Genomic DNA, 15,188 nt, shown 5'->3' with positions numbered 1-15,188 from the left:
ACGGCCCCGTCTGCGCCCTCCTCGTCGGAAGAGCGCGCAGACGAAGCGATCATTGGAACGCGACCTCGTTGAAGCTGCGCAGCTTGCGGGAATGCAATTGACGCTTATCCGTCTCACGCAGCAGCGCCATGGTCTCCAGGCCGACGGCCAGGTGCTGGGAGACCCGCTCGCGGTAGAAGGAATCCGCCATGCCAGGCAATTTCAGCTGGCCGTGCAGCGGCTTGTCGGAAACACATAGAAGCGTGCCGTAAGGCACGCGAAACCGGAAGCCATTGGCCGCGATGGTGCTCGATTCCATGTCGAGAGCGATGGCCCGGCTCTGGATGAAGGGCAGATTCTGCACTGTCGAGGGACGCAGCTCCCAGTTGCGGTCGTCGACTGTGGCAACCGTTCCCGTCCGCATGACCCGCTTGAGGTCATAACCGGTCAAACCCGTGACCCTTCCGACAGCGCGCTCGATCGCGATCTGGATCTCGGCGAGAGCAGGCACGGGCACTTCGCGTGGCAAATCCGCGTCCAGCACCTGATCCTGGCGCAGATAGGCATGGGCGAGCACATAATCGCCCAGCATCTGTGAATTGCGCAGGCCCGCGCAATGGCCAAGCATCAGCCAGGCATGCGGCCTGAGCACCGCGACATGGTCGGAGATGTTCTTGGCGTTGGACGGCCCAACCCCGATATTGATCATGGTGATGCCGGAATCGTCGGCGCGCTTGAGATGATAGGCCGGCATTTGCGGCAGTCGTGGCGGATGGTGGCCCGTGACGTCGAGTTGCTGGTTTTCTTCCCCGAGTTCGGTGACGACATTGCCCGGTTCGACGAAGGCGGTGTAGCCCGAACCGAGCGAACCGCCTTCGCCTTTGGCCAGAATGGCCTGGGCCAACCGCACGAACTCATCGATGTAGAATTGGTAATTGGTGAAGATCACGAAATTCTGGAAATGTCGGGCCGAGGTGCCCGTATAGTGCTTCAGGCGCATCAGTGAGAGATCGATGCGCGGCGCCGTGAATAGTGCCAGCGGCTTGGCACCGTCTGGCGAGCGTACGTCGATGCCGTTGGCGATCCGATCGTCCATGATGGTGAGATCGGGCACATCGAATATCTGCGGCAGCAGGGCAAGGCGCCCATAGTCGAGGCCGCTTTCGGCGTGAAAGTCCTCGCCCAGCGCAAAATGGATCGGGATGGGCGTGGAACTCTCGCCGACCTCGACATCGACACCGGTATTGCGCAGCAGGAGCGCGATCTGCTCCTCCAGATAGCGGCTGAAGATGTCCGGTCGCGTCAGCGTCGTCGCATAGGCGCCGGTATCGGCCACGAATCCGAACGGCGTGCGTGCATCGAGTGTGGGAAGGCTCTGGGTATCGACGCTGACATAGGGGTAAAAGGCGCGAATGCGGTGATCAAAATCCTTGCCTCGGGTAAAAGCCGTGAAGGCTTCCCGCAGGCGTGTGGTGTTCGCGTCATAAAGCTGCGTGATCGCCGCTACGGCCGCTCTCGCATTGTCGAAGCGGCGGGGCTTAGTGGTCATTCCAATTTCGAAGCCGCAATGCGGCTCTCCCTTTTCAATCTTCTAATTCAGCCCAAGTGACATCGCAACGACATCGCAAGGCATCGCCGATGAAATTTCCGGCCGTGACATGGATCGTAAAGGCATGGACTGCAAAGAATTTGGCGCTATAGGGCGTCATCGTCGAACGGAGACTGCCCATGTTTGCCAGATATCTGCTCGCTATCGCCGCTCTGGCCTTCCTGCTGCCCGGCTACGGCGTGGCGCAGGAGGCTGAAGGGCTTCGCAAGGCACAGGTCTTGCAGCAGGCGGTCGAGGCGATGCAGAAAGTGCTGCTGTCAGGCCCTTCCGTGGCAAATCTGGATAACCGGGCGACGCTGAAGCTCCCGCAAGGCACCGGTTTCGTGCGCCAGCCCGAGGCAGGTGCCTGGGCCTCCGCTTCGGGCTATCCCGTCGATCCCAAACTTCTTGGCATGCTGGTGCCGACCAGCGAACAGAATTGGGTCGTCTTCATCGATTATCGCTCCGGTGCGCGCTTCGACGATGCCGACGCCCGTGGCTGGAACGCCGACGATCTGCTGGCGAGCCTCAAGACAGCCACGGAAGAAGGCAATGCAGCCCGCCAGAAACGCGGTGAGCCTCAGATCGAGGTCCGGGATTGGCTGGTCAAGCCGCGATATGACGAGATGCAGCATACGCTGATCTGGGGTGCGATCAGCCCGGAAAAAGGCGGCGAAGCGGATGAAGGCACGGCTAATATTCATGGTTACGTGCTCGGCAATGAAGGTTATTTCGAGCTGACGCTGGTTTCGCCGGCCGCCGAGGTGCCCTCTTATGTGCCGATCGCACAGTCGATCCTCGCCAGTGTGCAGTTTTCCGCTGGCAATCGTTACCAGGACCCGGTTAAGGGGCAGGTTGAAACGCGACCGCTCGCGAACCTGATAACCGCTGTTTCTCCCGACCTCTGGGCCAAGGTTCTTGCCTATCTCAAGGCGAACTGGCTGTGGCTCCTGGCGGCGCTCCTGGTACTGACCATTCTCGCCGGCAGCGGGCTGAGAGCGCTGCGGCGACAATAGCCACCGGGGCCGGTCATGCGCGATGATTAGGATCATTGAGCTTGATAGGCCCCGGAATACCGAGATTTAATCTCGGTTTGGTCGGCTAAGAGCGCTGTTTGCTTGACGGCAGGGGGTTGCTCCTCTACGCCGAAATCACATCTCGCGCCAGCGCGAACCACAGCGTTTTGCGATTTGATGGAATCTCCTCGAATCGCAAAGACGCATCCAACCAAAGAGTTCAGGGCAAAAGGCGTTTTTGCCACGACGCGCTTTGCTCTAGAGGATACGAGCCGGGTCTATGACCGATATTTTCCAGGAAGTCAGCGAGGACATGCGCCGCGAAAAGGCGCAGAAGCTCTGGTCGAAATATGGCAACTACGTGCTCGGCGCCGCTCTTGCCGTGGTCGTGGGCGTATCGGGTTACGTCGCCTACCAGCATTACCAAAAGCAGCAGGCGGAAGCGACCGGAGCCCGTTTCCAGCAGGCGATCTCCCTGGCCCAGAGCGGCAAGACCAAGGAAGCCGCAGCCGCCCTCAGCACCCTGGTGAAGGACGGAAGCGCCGGCTATCAGACCCTTGCTCGTTTCCGTCTGGCGGCGGAGACCGCCAGCGACAAGGTCGAGGATGGCATCAAGGCCTATGACGCGCTGGCTGCCGACTCTTCGCTCGGCCCGGTGCTGCAGAGCCTTGCCAAGGTGCGCGGCGGCTATCTCCTGGTCGATACCGCCTCCTATGCGGATCTCGCCGGCAAGATCGAGCCGCTGACTGCTGCAAACGAGCCCTGGCGGCATTCGGCGCGTGAAGTGCTCGGCCTTGCGGCCTGGAAGGCCAAGGATCTCGCCAATGCCTCCAAATGGTATCAGGCCGTGATCACCGACAAGGATGTGCCGCAGGCGCTGCGTCAGCGAGCCGAACTGATGTTGCAGCTCATCGCCTCCGACCAGCCTGCCAAGGCCTGACCATGGCCGTTTCAATCGCCATCGTCGGCAGGCCCAATGTCGGCAAGTCGACATTGTTCAACCGTCTGGTCGGCCGCAAGCTCGCCATCGTCGACGATCGCCCGGGCGTGACGCGCGACCGGCGCGAGGGTGACGCCAGGCTCGGCAACCTCACTTTCAAAGTGATCGATACCGCCGGCCTCGAGGTCGCCGACAACGCTTCGCTTGCCGGGCGCATGCGTGCGCAGACGGAAGCGGCAATCGCCGAGTGTGACCTGATCCTCTTCATGTTCGACGCCCGCATCGGTGTCACCCCCGCCGACGAACATTTCGCCGAAGTGGCGCGGCGCTCGGGCAAGCCTGTGATTCCGGTCGCCAACAAGACCGAGAGCCGCACCGGATTCCAGGGCGCCTATGAAGCCTATTCCCTCGGGCTTGGCGATCCCGTGCCGATCTCGGCCGAGCATGGCGAGGGCATGGCGGATCTTGCCGAAGCGATCGTCGCGATCGCGCCGGCCACCGGCTATGAACCCGAGGAAGATGTCGCCGAAACCGACGCCGTCGTCAGCGGCGAGGAAGGCGAGGAGGAGGCAATCGATCTCGGCGCGGGCGTGATCCGTCCGCTGCGCGTGGCCATCATCGGCCGGCCGAATGCCGGCAAGTCGACGCTGGTCAACGCCCTGATCGGCCAGGATCGCATGCTTACCGGCCCCGAGGCCGGCATCACTCGCGACACCATCTCGGTGGACTGGACCTGGCGCGACAAGCGCATCAAGCTGTTCGACACTGCCGGCATGCGCAAGAAAGCCCGAATCGAGGATAAGCTCGAAAAGCTTTCCGTTTCGGATGGCCTGCGCGCCGTGCGTTTCGCCGAGGTGGTGGTGCTGCTGCTCGACAGCGCTACGCCTTTCGAAAAGCAGGATCTGCAGATTGCCGATCTCGTGGAACGCGAGGGCAGGGCTATAGTCATCGGTCTCAACAAGTGGGACCTGGTCGAGGATCGTCACAAGGCGCTGGCCAGTGCCCGTGAAATGTTCGAGCGCCTGCTGCCTCAGCTGCGTGGCGCGCCGGTGGTGACCTTGTCCAGCCTGTCGGAACAAGGCCTGGACCGCCTGATGGATGCCGCTTTCCGGGCCTTCGCCACCTGGAACCGTCGCGTACCGACGGCGCGCCTGAATCGTTGGCTCGGAGGCGTACTTGAACATCATCCGCCGCCGGCCGTGTCGGGGCGTCGCATCAAGATCCGTTATATGACGCAGGTGAAGACGCGCCCGCCGCACTTCGCTCTCTTCGGCAACCAGCTCGACGCTCTGCCGGACAGCTTCAAGCGTTATCTGGTCAATGGCCTGCGCGAGACCTTCGACATGCCCGGCGTGCCGATCCGGCTCAGCCTGCGTTCACCGAAGAACCCGTTCGACCGGAAGAAATAGGCCGGGCAATTTATTGGAGGCGAACGAGCTGGTCGGTATAGAGTAGCTGATGTCTTTCGCTCGCCTCCGCCCAGCTTCCGGGCATCGAACGTTTCTCGCTCATGACCTCATCATAGGCCACTCGCATCTGTCGAGCGCAGATCTCAACTGGAACTCGACCAACGCCTGTTCCCATCCCAGGAAAGGCAATTGTTTTCAAATGTGTCGACAATGGAGCTCCTGCGAGCGGCCCCATTGGAAAATGGCCATGCTGAGCCAGCAGAAGAACAGCGCGGGTCGCTAAGTAGGGATTGATGGAATCTTTGCCGAGGACCATGGGTACTCGCATGGTTGGTGCTGCGATCAGGAAAGCAGGGGCCGGAGCGCTGGTCTCAACGATCTCCGCTTGCCCAACGAGTAATTCGCCATGATGCCGTTGGAAAATCGCTCGTCGTAGCTGGTCCTGAACCTGCCAGCCGAAATGGCGGGAGTACATCAGGTCGATACCGCCATCCATGAAGCCGAAGCTGTTTGCGGGGCTGACAATGGCGACGCACTCGACGTCAAAGATCGATCCCTGATGGACCTCCACGGCATCCACATCTTCGAATGCAGCAGCCCAAGCCTTGGCGAGTGAATCTTCCCTGGCTACCAAGGTAATGCGCATGAATTCACCCTAGCACTACAGTAGCGTTTTTTAGACAAAGGAGATTTGGGGTATCAGCCTACTGGCTGACATCTTGAAAACGAAGCATTTGCCAGCAAGCAGAATGTCAGCCAAGAGGCTGAAACGCTACCTAGATCGCACCTTTTTATACAAACGCAACTATAGCGCCAGAATTATTCTGGCGCCCTGAAGCTCAGGAATCGTCCTTCCCGCACCTCGTAGACCTTGCCGGTTTCCGTCAGGTCGGGGCTCGCGAGTTTCAGGATGGACGGCGCTATGCTGGATGGGTGGGGCAGGGTATCGGCATCCTCGCCGGGCATGGCCGCCGCACGCATATGGGTGCGGACGGGACCGGGAGAGAACAGGTTGGCCCGGATCGGCGAATTTACCGTTTCGGCCGCGTAAGTCGCCACCATGGAGTTGAGCGCCGCCTTCGTGGCAGCATAAAGCCCCCAATAGGCGGTCGACTTCCAGGCAGCCCCCGAGGTGATGAAGACGGCTCGGCCGGCATCGGATTTGCGTAACAAGGGGTCGAAGGATCGGATCAGGCGCCAATTGGCGGTGACGTTCACCGCAAAAACACTGTCCCAGTCCTTGGGCTCGAGATGGCCGAGGGGGGAGATCGCGCCGAGCGCGCCGGCATTGCCGATCAGGATGTCGAGCTTGCCATAACGCTCGAACAGCGTGTAGCCGAGCCGGTCGATGCCGTCGCCATCCTTGATGTCGAGAGGAACAAGGGTCGCCGCTCCACCCTTCTCGCGGATTTCGTCGTCTAGATCCTCAAGCGCGCCAACGGTACGGGCCACGGCGATGACATGGGCACCCGCCTCGGCCAGCGCCAGGGCGGTGGCACGGCCGATGCCGCGCGATGCGCCGGTGACGAGCGCCAGGCGGCCTTTGAGAAGATCAGACATCGGAAAACTCACGAAATAAGGCGTCTTGCGATCAGACGGAATCACCAGGACCCGCAAAGACGTGTCAAAACAAGCCGGAGCCGGAGTGCGCTTTCGCCAAAACGCGCTCGACACCGGGGCCAGCGGAAAGCTCGTCCACCCCTGCCGGGGTGGAGACAGATCAGCTTGCTTCCGCGAGCAATGCGAATTGCTGCTTGGCTCCTTCGCCAACCACATCGGTCAGGAAGGTGGGATAGTCGCCGGTGAAGCAGTGATCGGTAAATTGCGGACGGACTGGGTCGCGCTGGTCGTAGCCGCACGCCTTGTAGACACCATTAACCGACAGGAAGGCCAGCGAGTCGGCGCCCATATAGGCGCGCATCGCTTCCAGATCCATCCGCGCCGCCAGCAGGTTCTCCTTGTCGGGCGTATCGATGCCGTAATAGTCGGGATGGGTGATCGGCGGACTGGAGATGCGGAAATGCACCTCCTTGGCACCGGCATCGCGCATCATGCGCACGATCTTCACCGAAGTGGTGCCGCGCACGATGGAATCGTCGATCAGCACGACACGCTTGCCTTCGATCACCGAACGGTTGGCACTGTGCTTCATGCGCACGCCCATTTCGCGGATGGCCTGGGTCGGCTGAATGAAGGTGCGTCCGACATAGTGATTGCGGATGATGCCGAGCTCATAAGGCAGACCGGCGGCCTGGGCATAGCCGATCGCCGCTGGTACGCCGGAATCCGGCACCGGCACCACCACATCGGCCTCAACGCCGGCTTCGGCCGCCAGTTGGGCACCGAAGCTCTTGCGCACGGCATAGACGCTGCGACCGTGAACGATGGAGTCCGGTCGGGCGAAATAGATATATTCGAAGATGCAGGGGCGGGGCGGCACGCGCGGAAATGGCTTCAGCGACTCCACGCCTTCCTTGGTGATGACGACGACCTCGCCATTCTCGATGTCGCGCACGAAGCGGGCGCCGATGATGTCGAGGGCGCACGTCTCCGAGGCAAGAATGTAGCAGCCATCGAGTTCACCCAGCACCAGGGGGCGAATGCCGAGAGGATCGCGGGCGCCGACCAGCATATGATTGGTCAGGCCGACAAAGGCATAGGCACCCTCGATCTGGAACAGGGCGTCGATGAAGCGATCGATGAACTTTTCCCGCGTCGAGCGCGCGACCAGATGCAGAATCACCTCGCTATCCGACGTGGCCTGGAAGATCGAGCCGCGAGCGATCAATTCGCGCCGCAGCGTCAGCCCGTTGGTGAGATTGCCGTTATGGGCCACGGCGAAGCCGCCGCCCTCAAGTTCGGCGAACAGCGGCTGCACATTGCGCAGGATGGTGCCGCCTGTGGTGGAGTAGCGGGTGTGGCCGATAGCCTGCGAGCCCGGCAGGCGTTCGATCACATCGCGCTTGGAGAAGGTATCTCCGACCAGTCCGAGCCGCCGCTCCGAATTGTAGCGCGCCCCGTCGAAGGTGACGATACCGCAAGCTTCCTGCCCACGATGCTGCAAGGCATGGAGGCCGAGGGTGGTAATGGCCGCGGCCTCGCTGTGTCCGAAGATACCGAACACACCGCATTCCTCACGCAGGCGGTCGGCGTCGAGATCCAGATCGTCGTTTTCACGGGCCATGGCGCTCATTTGGACTTTTCCGCTCACTTGGATTTCTTCTCCAAAAGGGGCTGAGCGGCCCGAAACAAGGCTTCGCCGCTCCGTTCGACATTGAGATAGTACCACCGATCGACTTTTCCAGCATGCCTGCCAAGCAAATTCTTCTTGATCGAGCCATGGGCTCGATCAAGAAGAATTTGCAAGATATCAAACATTTGCAGAGTTTCCCGGCGAGACCCGCCCACGGGCCCCACCGGGAAACTCTGCTTGGGAAGTTTCCTGTGGAAATGCAATTGCATCATTGCGCGGGCGCCGCCGGGGCAGGGGGGGCCGGCTGGGTCTGGGGCGCGGCGGGAGCGCCGGCAGCATCCGGATCGGGCTCTTGCGCATTGGTGTTGGTGTCGGCGCCAGGTCCGATCACTTCATTCGCCCGCAACTGCTTCAGGATCACGTTTTCAGGATCGCTCGGCAGCAAGGTGAGGATCCAGTCGCGCCCGGACACCAGAAGCTGGCGGGATTTGGCATCCTGCACCCAGGCCGGCTCCGACTTCGGCGGCACCAGATAACTGAAGAAGATGAAGGCGACGATGGCAAGCAGGAGGCCACGGGCCGCACCGAACAGGAAGCCAAACGTTCGATCGATCGCCCCGATCCGGCTGTCTAGGATCATGTCGGAGATACGGATCGTGATGAAGGATGCAATCAGGAGAACGAGCAGGAAGATGCCGGCCCCCGTCGTGATACGGGCCAGCGTATCGTTCTTGATGTAGGGCGTAACCAGCGGCAGCACACGCGAGAATAGCAACAAGGTCGCCACGGCGGCGGCGGCCCAGGCCGCGATGGCCAGAACTTCCCGGGTGAAGCCTCGTACCATTGCGAGAAGGGCCGAAATCAGCATGACGCCGATGACGATCAGATCCAGCAGCGTTACGGGCATTGGCGGTCTATCCTGATTTGAACTAGGCGGCACGACAGGCAGCGCCGCGCCTTTCTATAACGACGGTTCGACACGACGTCATCCATTTGCTGCAGCGCAATCGACGGAAATACCCGCTTCATGGCGAAACTTTAGTGGATTTCCGCCTTTGGCTCTCACAAGTCGATTCTCCGAGAGTGGCTTGGTGGGTCACCCTCGGAGAATCGACAATGCTTCAAACGTCCGCAGAACCCTCGCACCTCATCCACGCGTGGATGAGGTGCGAGGGTTCTGCTTGGAAGCGGCAATATCCGCAACAAGTGTCGCAAGTGAGGCAACGCCATTCACCCGCATGCCGCTATCCGAGCCCGACTCGTTCCCCGGTACAGGGCAGACGGCGCGATGGAAACCGAGCTTGGCTGCTTCCTTCAAACGGGGGCCCATGTGAGCCACCGGCCGGACCGATCCAGACAGGGAGACTTCGCCGAAATACACGGCATCCGCGGGCAGGGGAGCACCCGTGAGGGAGGAGATCAAAGCGGCCGCCACGGCAAGATCGGCTGCGGGCTCCTGGATGCGCAAGCCGCCGGCCACATTGAGGTAGACGTCATGCCCGCCCAGCTTGACGCCGCAATGGGCCTCAAGCACGGCAAGCACCATGGACAAGCGGCTGGTATCCCACCCCACCACGGCGCGCCGGGGGGTGCCCAGGCTTGTCGGCGCCACCAGAGCCTGCATCTCGACCAGAAGCGGCCTCGTGCCCTCCATGCCGCCGAACACGGCCGTACCCGGCGACCCGAGATCACGCTCCGACAGAAACAAGGCGGAGGGGTTGGTCACTTCGCGCAAGCCGAGCCCGGTCATCTCGAACACGCCGATCTCATCGGTCGGGCCGAAGCGGTTCTTCACCCCGCGCAGGATGCGGAAATCACGCCCGCCGTCGCCCTCGAACGACAGCACGGCGTCGACCATATGCTCGACGACGCGCGGGCCGGCGATCTGCCCGTCCTTGGTGACATGGCCGACGAGAATGACAGTGGTGCCCGAACGCTTGGCATAACGGATCAGCGCCTGCGCCGAGCCGCGTACCTGCGTGACGGTGCCGGGCGCCGATTCCATCGTATCCGTCCACATGGTCTGGATCGAATCGATCACCGCCAGGCGTGGTGGCGAGCCGTGTTCGAAGGTCGCCAGGATGTCCTCGACCGAAGTCTCGGAGGCCAGTTCCACCGGTGCGCCGGCAAGCCCCAGCCGCTCAGCCCGCAAGCGCACCTGCGCAGCGGCCTCTTCACCTGAAATATAGATGACCCGGGCGTTGCGGTTGGCAAGCGCGGCGCAGGCCTGGATCAGCAGCGTCGATTTGCCGATACCGGGATCACCGCCCAGCAAAAGGACGGAGCCGCGCACGAAGCCTCCGCCGGTCACCCTGTCCAGTTCATCGATCCCCGAGACCATGCGCGGTGCCTCGTCGGTCGATCCCGTCAGGCTTTCGAGCGCAAAAGCCCGTCCCCGTCCTCTGGAACGCTGTGAGGCAGGAACGGCCGCGATGGCGCTGGTCTCCTCGGCGATCGAGTTCCACTCGCCGCAGGCATCACATTTGCCCTGCCAGCGATTATAGGCGGCACCGCAGTTCTGGCAGACATAGGAGGGAGTTCGCTTGGCCATGACGCCCTTCTAGCGGGCGGGTCGAGTCTGATCAAATCCAACGGCCCAGGCTGGTCGCCGTCGTAAGACCCGGGCCATCAAACTCAAGGCAGCAAGGAAAGGTCGGGTTTACGGGTTCAGTCGACGCGCCAGGAACGACCGCCCCTTGCAGGCAAGCCGAACCACAACCTATATCTTCATAAACGCGCCCCATCCTGGAACAGTCCATGTCACGCCCGCTGACCGTCACCATTCCCCACACTCTCGGCCGCGCAGCCGCACGCAAGCGTGTCGAGGATGGTATTGCCCAGTTGCGCGACAGCTATGCCGGGCAATTCACTTCGCTCGAGGAAAACTGGAACGGCGACAGGTTCGATTGTCGCCTGAGTGTGTTCAAGCAGGCCATTTCAGGCAGCGTCGATATTGGCGACGATGCGGTGACGGTGAGCATCCTGCTGCCGATCTTCCTGTCCATGCTCGCAGACAAGGTGACCACGCTGATACAGCAGCGCGGCCAAGGGCTGTTGGAGCACAAGGGGTAAGGCCTAGGGCGTGCCGTCAGTCGGGGAGGTGGCAGACTGCCTCGATATTATGCCCGTCGGGATCGAGCACGAAGGCTGCATAGTAGTTCGGATGGTAATGGGCGCGAATTCCCGGCGCACCGTTTTCGCGCGCCCCGGCTGCCAGCGCGGCGGCATGAAAGGCATCGACGGCCTTCCTGCTTTTCGCGACAAAGGCAATGTGGAAGCTGCCTTCCCTGGCCTGGCCATCGCCGATCCAGAACTGGGGCCGTCCATCCGCGCCATAGCCGCAATGGGCGCTGCCGCCGGTCATTTCCCGGGTGACTTCCTTTTGCACCGAATAGCCGAGCGGCGTGAGAGCCTGGTCGTAGAAGGCACGGGAGCGCTGATAGTCGCGTACCGGAAAGCCGAGATGGTCGATCATTGCAGCTCTTCCCAAGCAAGCCTCTGATGAGTGGCGGCGCAGACACGCTATCGACTAGGTCGCCAGATGGCGATCATAGCGCGTACCGAGGCTGGTGAGTATCTCGTAGCCGATGGTACCTGCGCGGCGAGCCACCTCGTCGACCGGTAGGTGAGGCCCGATCAGTTCGACCCAATCGCCTCGTTTCACCGCCCCTGATGGCAGCTCCGTTACATCGATCGCCGTCATGTCCATCGAGATGCGTCCGGCGATCAGGCAGTATTTGCCGGCGACAGCAGCCACGGCCGTGTCGAAATCGTCGGAGGAGGACCCCGAGCGCAGATAGCCATCGGCATAACCGATTGCCACCATGGCGATGCGGGCGGGCTGCCGGCTCGTCCAGGTTGCGCCATATCCGACATGTTCGCCCGCCAGGACGTCACGAACTTGCAGGACCTGGGCGGAGAGGGTGATCACCGGCCGCATCGGATTGGACTGGCCTGGCTGGGGATTAGAACCATACAGCGCGACGCCCGGGCGCAGCAGATCATAACCGATATCCGCCGGCAGGAATGTGCCGTAGGAGTTGCAGAGCGAGGCGGGTACATCCGGATAAAGCGATTTGACCTCGGCGAAGGCCTCGAACTGCCTGGCATTGAGCGGGTGCTCGGGCGTATCGGCGCAGGCAAGGTGGCTCATCAGCAAGGAGGGCCTGAACAGCTCTCCCTCCGCCACCAGGGCATGGGCCTCGTCCACGCGCAGTCCGAGCCGGGACATGCCCGTATCCACGTGCAGGGCAGCGCCTCCCTGCCAGCCGGTGGCGGAGGCGAATGCGGACCATTCGCGCAATTCCTCGCGCGATCCCAAGGCCGGCCTCAGACCATTCTCGGCGAACCTGTCGCCATGGCCGGGCGCAAGGCCGCTCAGGACATAGATCGTCGCCTCCGGGGCCAGCCTGCGCACACGAATGCCCTCGTCGATCTGGGCCACGAAGAAGGTGCGGCATCCGGCCCGGCTGAACGCCGGCACGACATTGTCGATACCCAGGCCGTAGCCATCGGCTTTCACCACGGCCGCACATTCGGCCTTCGGTCGTTGCTGCCCGCAGCGCCGCCAATTGGCGGCGAGGGCGTCGGTGTCGATGGTCAGGCGGGCATAGACGGGAGGCAGGGAATCGGTCATGCGCGGACCATAAGGCTGACTTGAATTCGGCGGAAGGCCCTGAGCAGCTTCCTCCTGGTCGAGCCACGGGAACGACCAGGAGGAAGCTGCAAGAGACCAAACATTTGCAGAATTTTCTGGCGATGCCCATCGGCGGGCCTCACCAGAAATTCTGCTTGCGGCAAAGATTGCCGCCGACCAAAAGGTTGTGGCCTATTCGCCGGTCTGGATCGGCAGATGATCGGTGCGGGCGAGATTGCCGAAACGCGTGACGTCGGCGTCGAACTGCACCTTGACCGTACCGGTCGGGCCATGACGCTGCTTGCCGATGATCACTTCAGCGACGCCGGCCAGGCTTTCCATCTCCGCCTGCCATTTGAAGAACTCCTCGGTGCCTTCCTTGGGCATCTTGTTCTTCACGTAATATTCCTCACGGAACACGAACATCACCACGTCGGCGTCCTGCTCGATCGAGCCGGATTCACGCAGATCCGAGAGCTGCGGGCGCTTGTCGTCACGCGATTCCACCTGACGCGAGAGCTGAGACAGGCCAATGAGCGGCACATTCAGCTCCTTGGCCAGCGCCTTGAGGCCCGTCGTGATCTCGGTGATTTCCTGCACGCGGTTCTCGCTGCCCTTCTTGCCCGAACCGGTGAGGAGCTGGATGTAGTCGACGATCAGGAGGTCGAGGCCGCGCTGGCGCTTCAAGCGCCGTGCGCGCGCCACGAGTTGGGCGATGGAAATGCCGCCGCTGTCGTCGATATAGAGCGGCGTCGCCTGCATGTCCTGGCTGGCGGTGACCAGGCGGCTGAACTCGTCCTCCGAAAGATCGCCGCGGCGGATCTTGTAGGAAGGCACGTTGGCCTGCTCGGCCACGACACGGGTGGCGAGCTGTTCGGCGGACATTTCCAGCGAGAAGAAGCCGACCGAACCGCCATCGATGGTCTTGCGTGAACCGTCTGGCAGGATCTCGAACTGGTAATTCTTGGCGATGTTGTAGGCGATATTGGTGGCAAGCGAGGTCTTGCCCATGCCGGGACGACCGGCAAGAACGATGAGGTCGGACGGCTGCAGGCCGCCCATCATCCTGTCGAGATCGTCAAGCCCGGAGGCAAGCCCCGACAATTGGCCATCGCGCTGATAGGCGGCGGAGGCCATGTCGATGGCATCCTTCAACGCATCCGAGAAGGTCGAGAACCCGCCTTCGTTGCGCCCGGTCTCGGCCAAGGCGAACAGCCGGCGTTCGGCCTCCTCGATCTGGTCGCCCGGCGTCATGTCCACAGGGGCGTCATAGGCGACGTTGACCAATTCCTCGCCGACCTGGATCAGGGACCGCCGAAGTGCGAGATCATAGATGATCTGGCCATAATCGGCCGCATTGATGACCGTGGTAGCCTCAGTCGCCAATCGGATGAGATATTGCTGGGTGGTGAGCCCGCCAATGTCCTGGTCCGGCCCGAGGAAGGTCTTCAGCGTGATGGGCGTTGCCATCTTGCCGGCACGCACGAGGCTTGAGGCGAGCTCGTAGATCTTGCGATGGAAGGGGTCGAAGAAATGCTCCGGCAGCAGGAAGTCGGAGACCCGGTAGAACGCTTCGTTGTTGACCAGGATCGCGCCCAGCAGGGCCTGTTCGGCCTCGACATTGCTGGGAGCTTGCCGAAAGGTTGCGGCTTGGCCGGTCTCGAGCTTGTGTACGGTGGCTTCGACAGGTGTGGACATCAGGCTCTGCGGATCATGATTCGTCGGGGGCAAGCTTAGCACGCCCACTCGTCCGCTTGGCCTCCGATCGGCAATTCACAATGATTCACAGTCGCACAAAATAAAAGCCGGGCGACGGGCGCCCGGCTCTTGATCGTATCGAGTAACCGAGACTCAGACCTCGGGCTGCTCGCCGGTGCCGGGAACGCCGGGGATCTCGATATCCTCGGGATTCTCGAAGGTCTCCTCGTCGTCCTGCTGGACGAGCACGTCCTCGCCACGAATCTGGCGCTCGGCTTCCTGAGGCGAGCGCGCGATGTTGGTGGTGACGGTGACTTCGACTTCCGGGTGCAGATGGACGAGCACCTTGTGCAGGCCGATGGTCTTGATCGGCGTGTTCAGCACGAACTGCGAACGCTCGACGGTGAAGCCGCCGGCGGTTGAGGCCTCGGCAAGGTCGCGGGCAGTGACCGAACCGTAGAGCTGACCGGTTTCGCCAGCCTGGCGGATCAGGGTGAAGGTCTGGCCATCGAGCTTGGCAGCAACGGCCTCGGCTTCCTTCTTGAGCTCGAGATTGCGGGCTTCGAGCTGCACGCGCTCCTTCTCGAAGCGCTCCTTGTTGGCCTTGGTGGCGCGCAGGGCCTTGTTGTTCGGCAGGAGGAAGTTGCGGGCATAGCCGTCCTTCACCTTGACCGTCTCGCCCATCTGGCCGAGCTTGGAAACGCGCTCCAGCAAAATGACTTCCATGTT

14 protein-coding genes and 1 pseudogene are annotated in these 15,188 nt (G+C 62.0%); 4 read left to right on the top strand and 11 right to left on the bottom strand.

Annotated elements, in window-relative coordinates; all coding sequences use genetic code 11:
* Positions 1-49: 49 nt before the first annotated feature.
* The gene (locus ACR9ZN_RS10695) at positions 50-1,528 is read right to left on the bottom strand and encodes an AMP nucleosidase (RefSeq protein WP_434956446.1); all 1,479 of its coding nucleotides are present in this window, start codon (positions 1,526-1,528) and stop codon (positions 50-52) included.
* A gap of 179 nt (positions 1,529-1,707) precedes the next feature.
* On the opposite strand from ACR9ZN_RS10695, the gene ACR9ZN_RS10690 reads away from it, so the two are divergent.
* The 3 genes from ACR9ZN_RS10690 to der all read left to right on the top strand — a co-directional run bounded on the left by ACR9ZN_RS10690 (position 1,708) and on the right by der (position 4,932).
* Positions 1,708-2,583, top strand: coding sequence for a DUF2167 domain-containing protein (locus tag ACR9ZN_RS10690; RefSeq protein WP_481272190.1), 876 nt, complete (start codon positions 1,708-1,710; stop codon positions 2,581-2,583).
* Positions 2,584-2,863: 280 nt separating this feature from the next.
* On the top strand, positions 2,864-3,523 hold the full coding sequence (locus ACR9ZN_RS10685; RefSeq protein ID WP_454813957.1) for a tetratricopeptide repeat protein: 660 nt from the start codon (positions 2,864-2,866) through the stop codon (positions 3,521-3,523).
* 2 nt (positions 3,524-3,525) lie between these two features.
* Positions 3,526-4,932, top strand: a complete 1,407-nt coding sequence (gene der, locus ACR9ZN_RS10680) for a ribosome biogenesis GTPase Der (RefSeq protein WP_481272189.1) — start codon at positions 3,526-3,528, stop codon at positions 4,930-4,932.
* A gap of 10 nt (positions 4,933-4,942) precedes the next feature.
* Here der and ACR9ZN_RS10675 read toward each other — a convergent pair whose 3' ends face one another.
* The 6 genes from ACR9ZN_RS10675 to radA form a co-directional block, all read right to left on the bottom strand.
* Positions 4,943-5,578: a macro domain-containing protein gene (locus tag ACR9ZN_RS10675; protein ID WP_481272188.1), complete on the bottom strand. Its 636-nt coding sequence runs from the start codon at positions 5,576-5,578 to the stop codon at positions 4,943-4,945.
* A gap of 173 nt (positions 5,579-5,751) precedes the next feature.
* Positions 5,752-6,492: an SDR family NAD(P)-dependent oxidoreductase gene (locus ACR9ZN_RS10670; protein ID WP_454813955.1), complete on the bottom strand. Its 741-nt coding sequence runs from the start codon at positions 6,490-6,492 to the stop codon at positions 5,752-5,754.
* Between the two features lie 160 nt (positions 6,493-6,652).
* Positions 6,653-8,125: an amidophosphoribosyltransferase gene (gene purF / locus ACR9ZN_RS10665; protein ID WP_434956440.1), complete on the bottom strand. Its 1,473-nt coding sequence runs from the start codon at positions 8,123-8,125 to the stop codon at positions 6,653-6,655.
* A gap of 14 nt (positions 8,126-8,139) precedes the next feature.
* Positions 8,140-8,310 carry a hypothetical protein gene (locus ACR9ZN_RS10660; RefSeq protein ID WP_441771725.1) on the bottom strand — a complete coding sequence of 57 codons (171 nt, stop codon included), beginning with the start codon at positions 8,308-8,310 and terminating at the stop codon, positions 8,140-8,142.
* Between the two features lie 83 nt (positions 8,311-8,393).
* Positions 8,394-9,032, bottom strand: a complete 639-nt coding sequence (locus ACR9ZN_RS10655) for a CvpA family protein (RefSeq protein WP_481272187.1) — start codon at positions 9,030-9,032, stop codon at positions 8,394-8,396.
* 240 nt (positions 9,033-9,272) lie between these two features.
* Positions 9,273-10,676, bottom strand: coding sequence for a DNA repair protein RadA (gene radA / locus ACR9ZN_RS10650; RefSeq protein ID WP_481272186.1), 1,404 nt, complete (start codon positions 10,674-10,676; stop codon positions 9,273-9,275).
* Between the two features lie 206 nt (positions 10,677-10,882).
* On the opposite strand from radA, the gene ACR9ZN_RS10645 reads away from it, so the two are divergent.
* Positions 10,883-11,197 carry a polyhydroxyalkanoic acid system family protein gene (locus ACR9ZN_RS10645; protein ID WP_481272185.1) on the top strand — a complete coding sequence of 105 codons (315 nt, stop codon included), beginning with the start codon at positions 10,883-10,885 and terminating at the stop codon, positions 11,195-11,197.
* A gap of 16 nt (positions 11,198-11,213) precedes the next feature.
* Here the strand turns inward: ACR9ZN_RS10645 and ACR9ZN_RS10640 are convergent, their stop codons facing one another.
* The 4 genes and pseudogenes from ACR9ZN_RS10640 to rplI all read right to left on the bottom strand — a co-directional run.
* Positions 11,214-11,600 (bottom strand): VOC family protein, encoded by a 387-nt coding sequence (locus tag ACR9ZN_RS10640; protein WP_441771722.1) that lies wholly within the window; start codon positions 11,598-11,600, stop codon positions 11,214-11,216.
* 54 nt (positions 11,601-11,654) lie between these two features.
* On the bottom strand, positions 11,655-12,761 hold the full coding sequence (alr, locus tag ACR9ZN_RS10635; protein WP_481272184.1) for an alanine racemase: 1,107 nt from the start codon (positions 12,759-12,761) through the stop codon (positions 11,655-11,657).
* 192 nt (positions 12,762-12,953) lie between these two features.
* On the bottom strand, positions 12,954-14,459 hold the full coding sequence (locus ACR9ZN_RS10630) for a replicative DNA helicase (protein WP_441771721.1): 1,506 nt from the start codon (positions 14,457-14,459) through the stop codon (positions 12,954-12,956).
* A gap of 231 nt (positions 14,460-14,690) precedes the next feature.
* Positions 14,691-15,185, bottom strand: a pseudogene (rplI, locus tag ACR9ZN_RS10625) (50S ribosomal protein L9); the annotation flags it as partial.
* Positions 15,186-15,188 lie beyond the last annotated feature (3 nt).

It is taken from the genome of Labrys sp. HAY1-8F, assembly GCF_056754975.1.
Note: the sequence above shows the minus strand (reverse complement) of the source record. Positions and strands in the feature narration are given on the sequence as shown.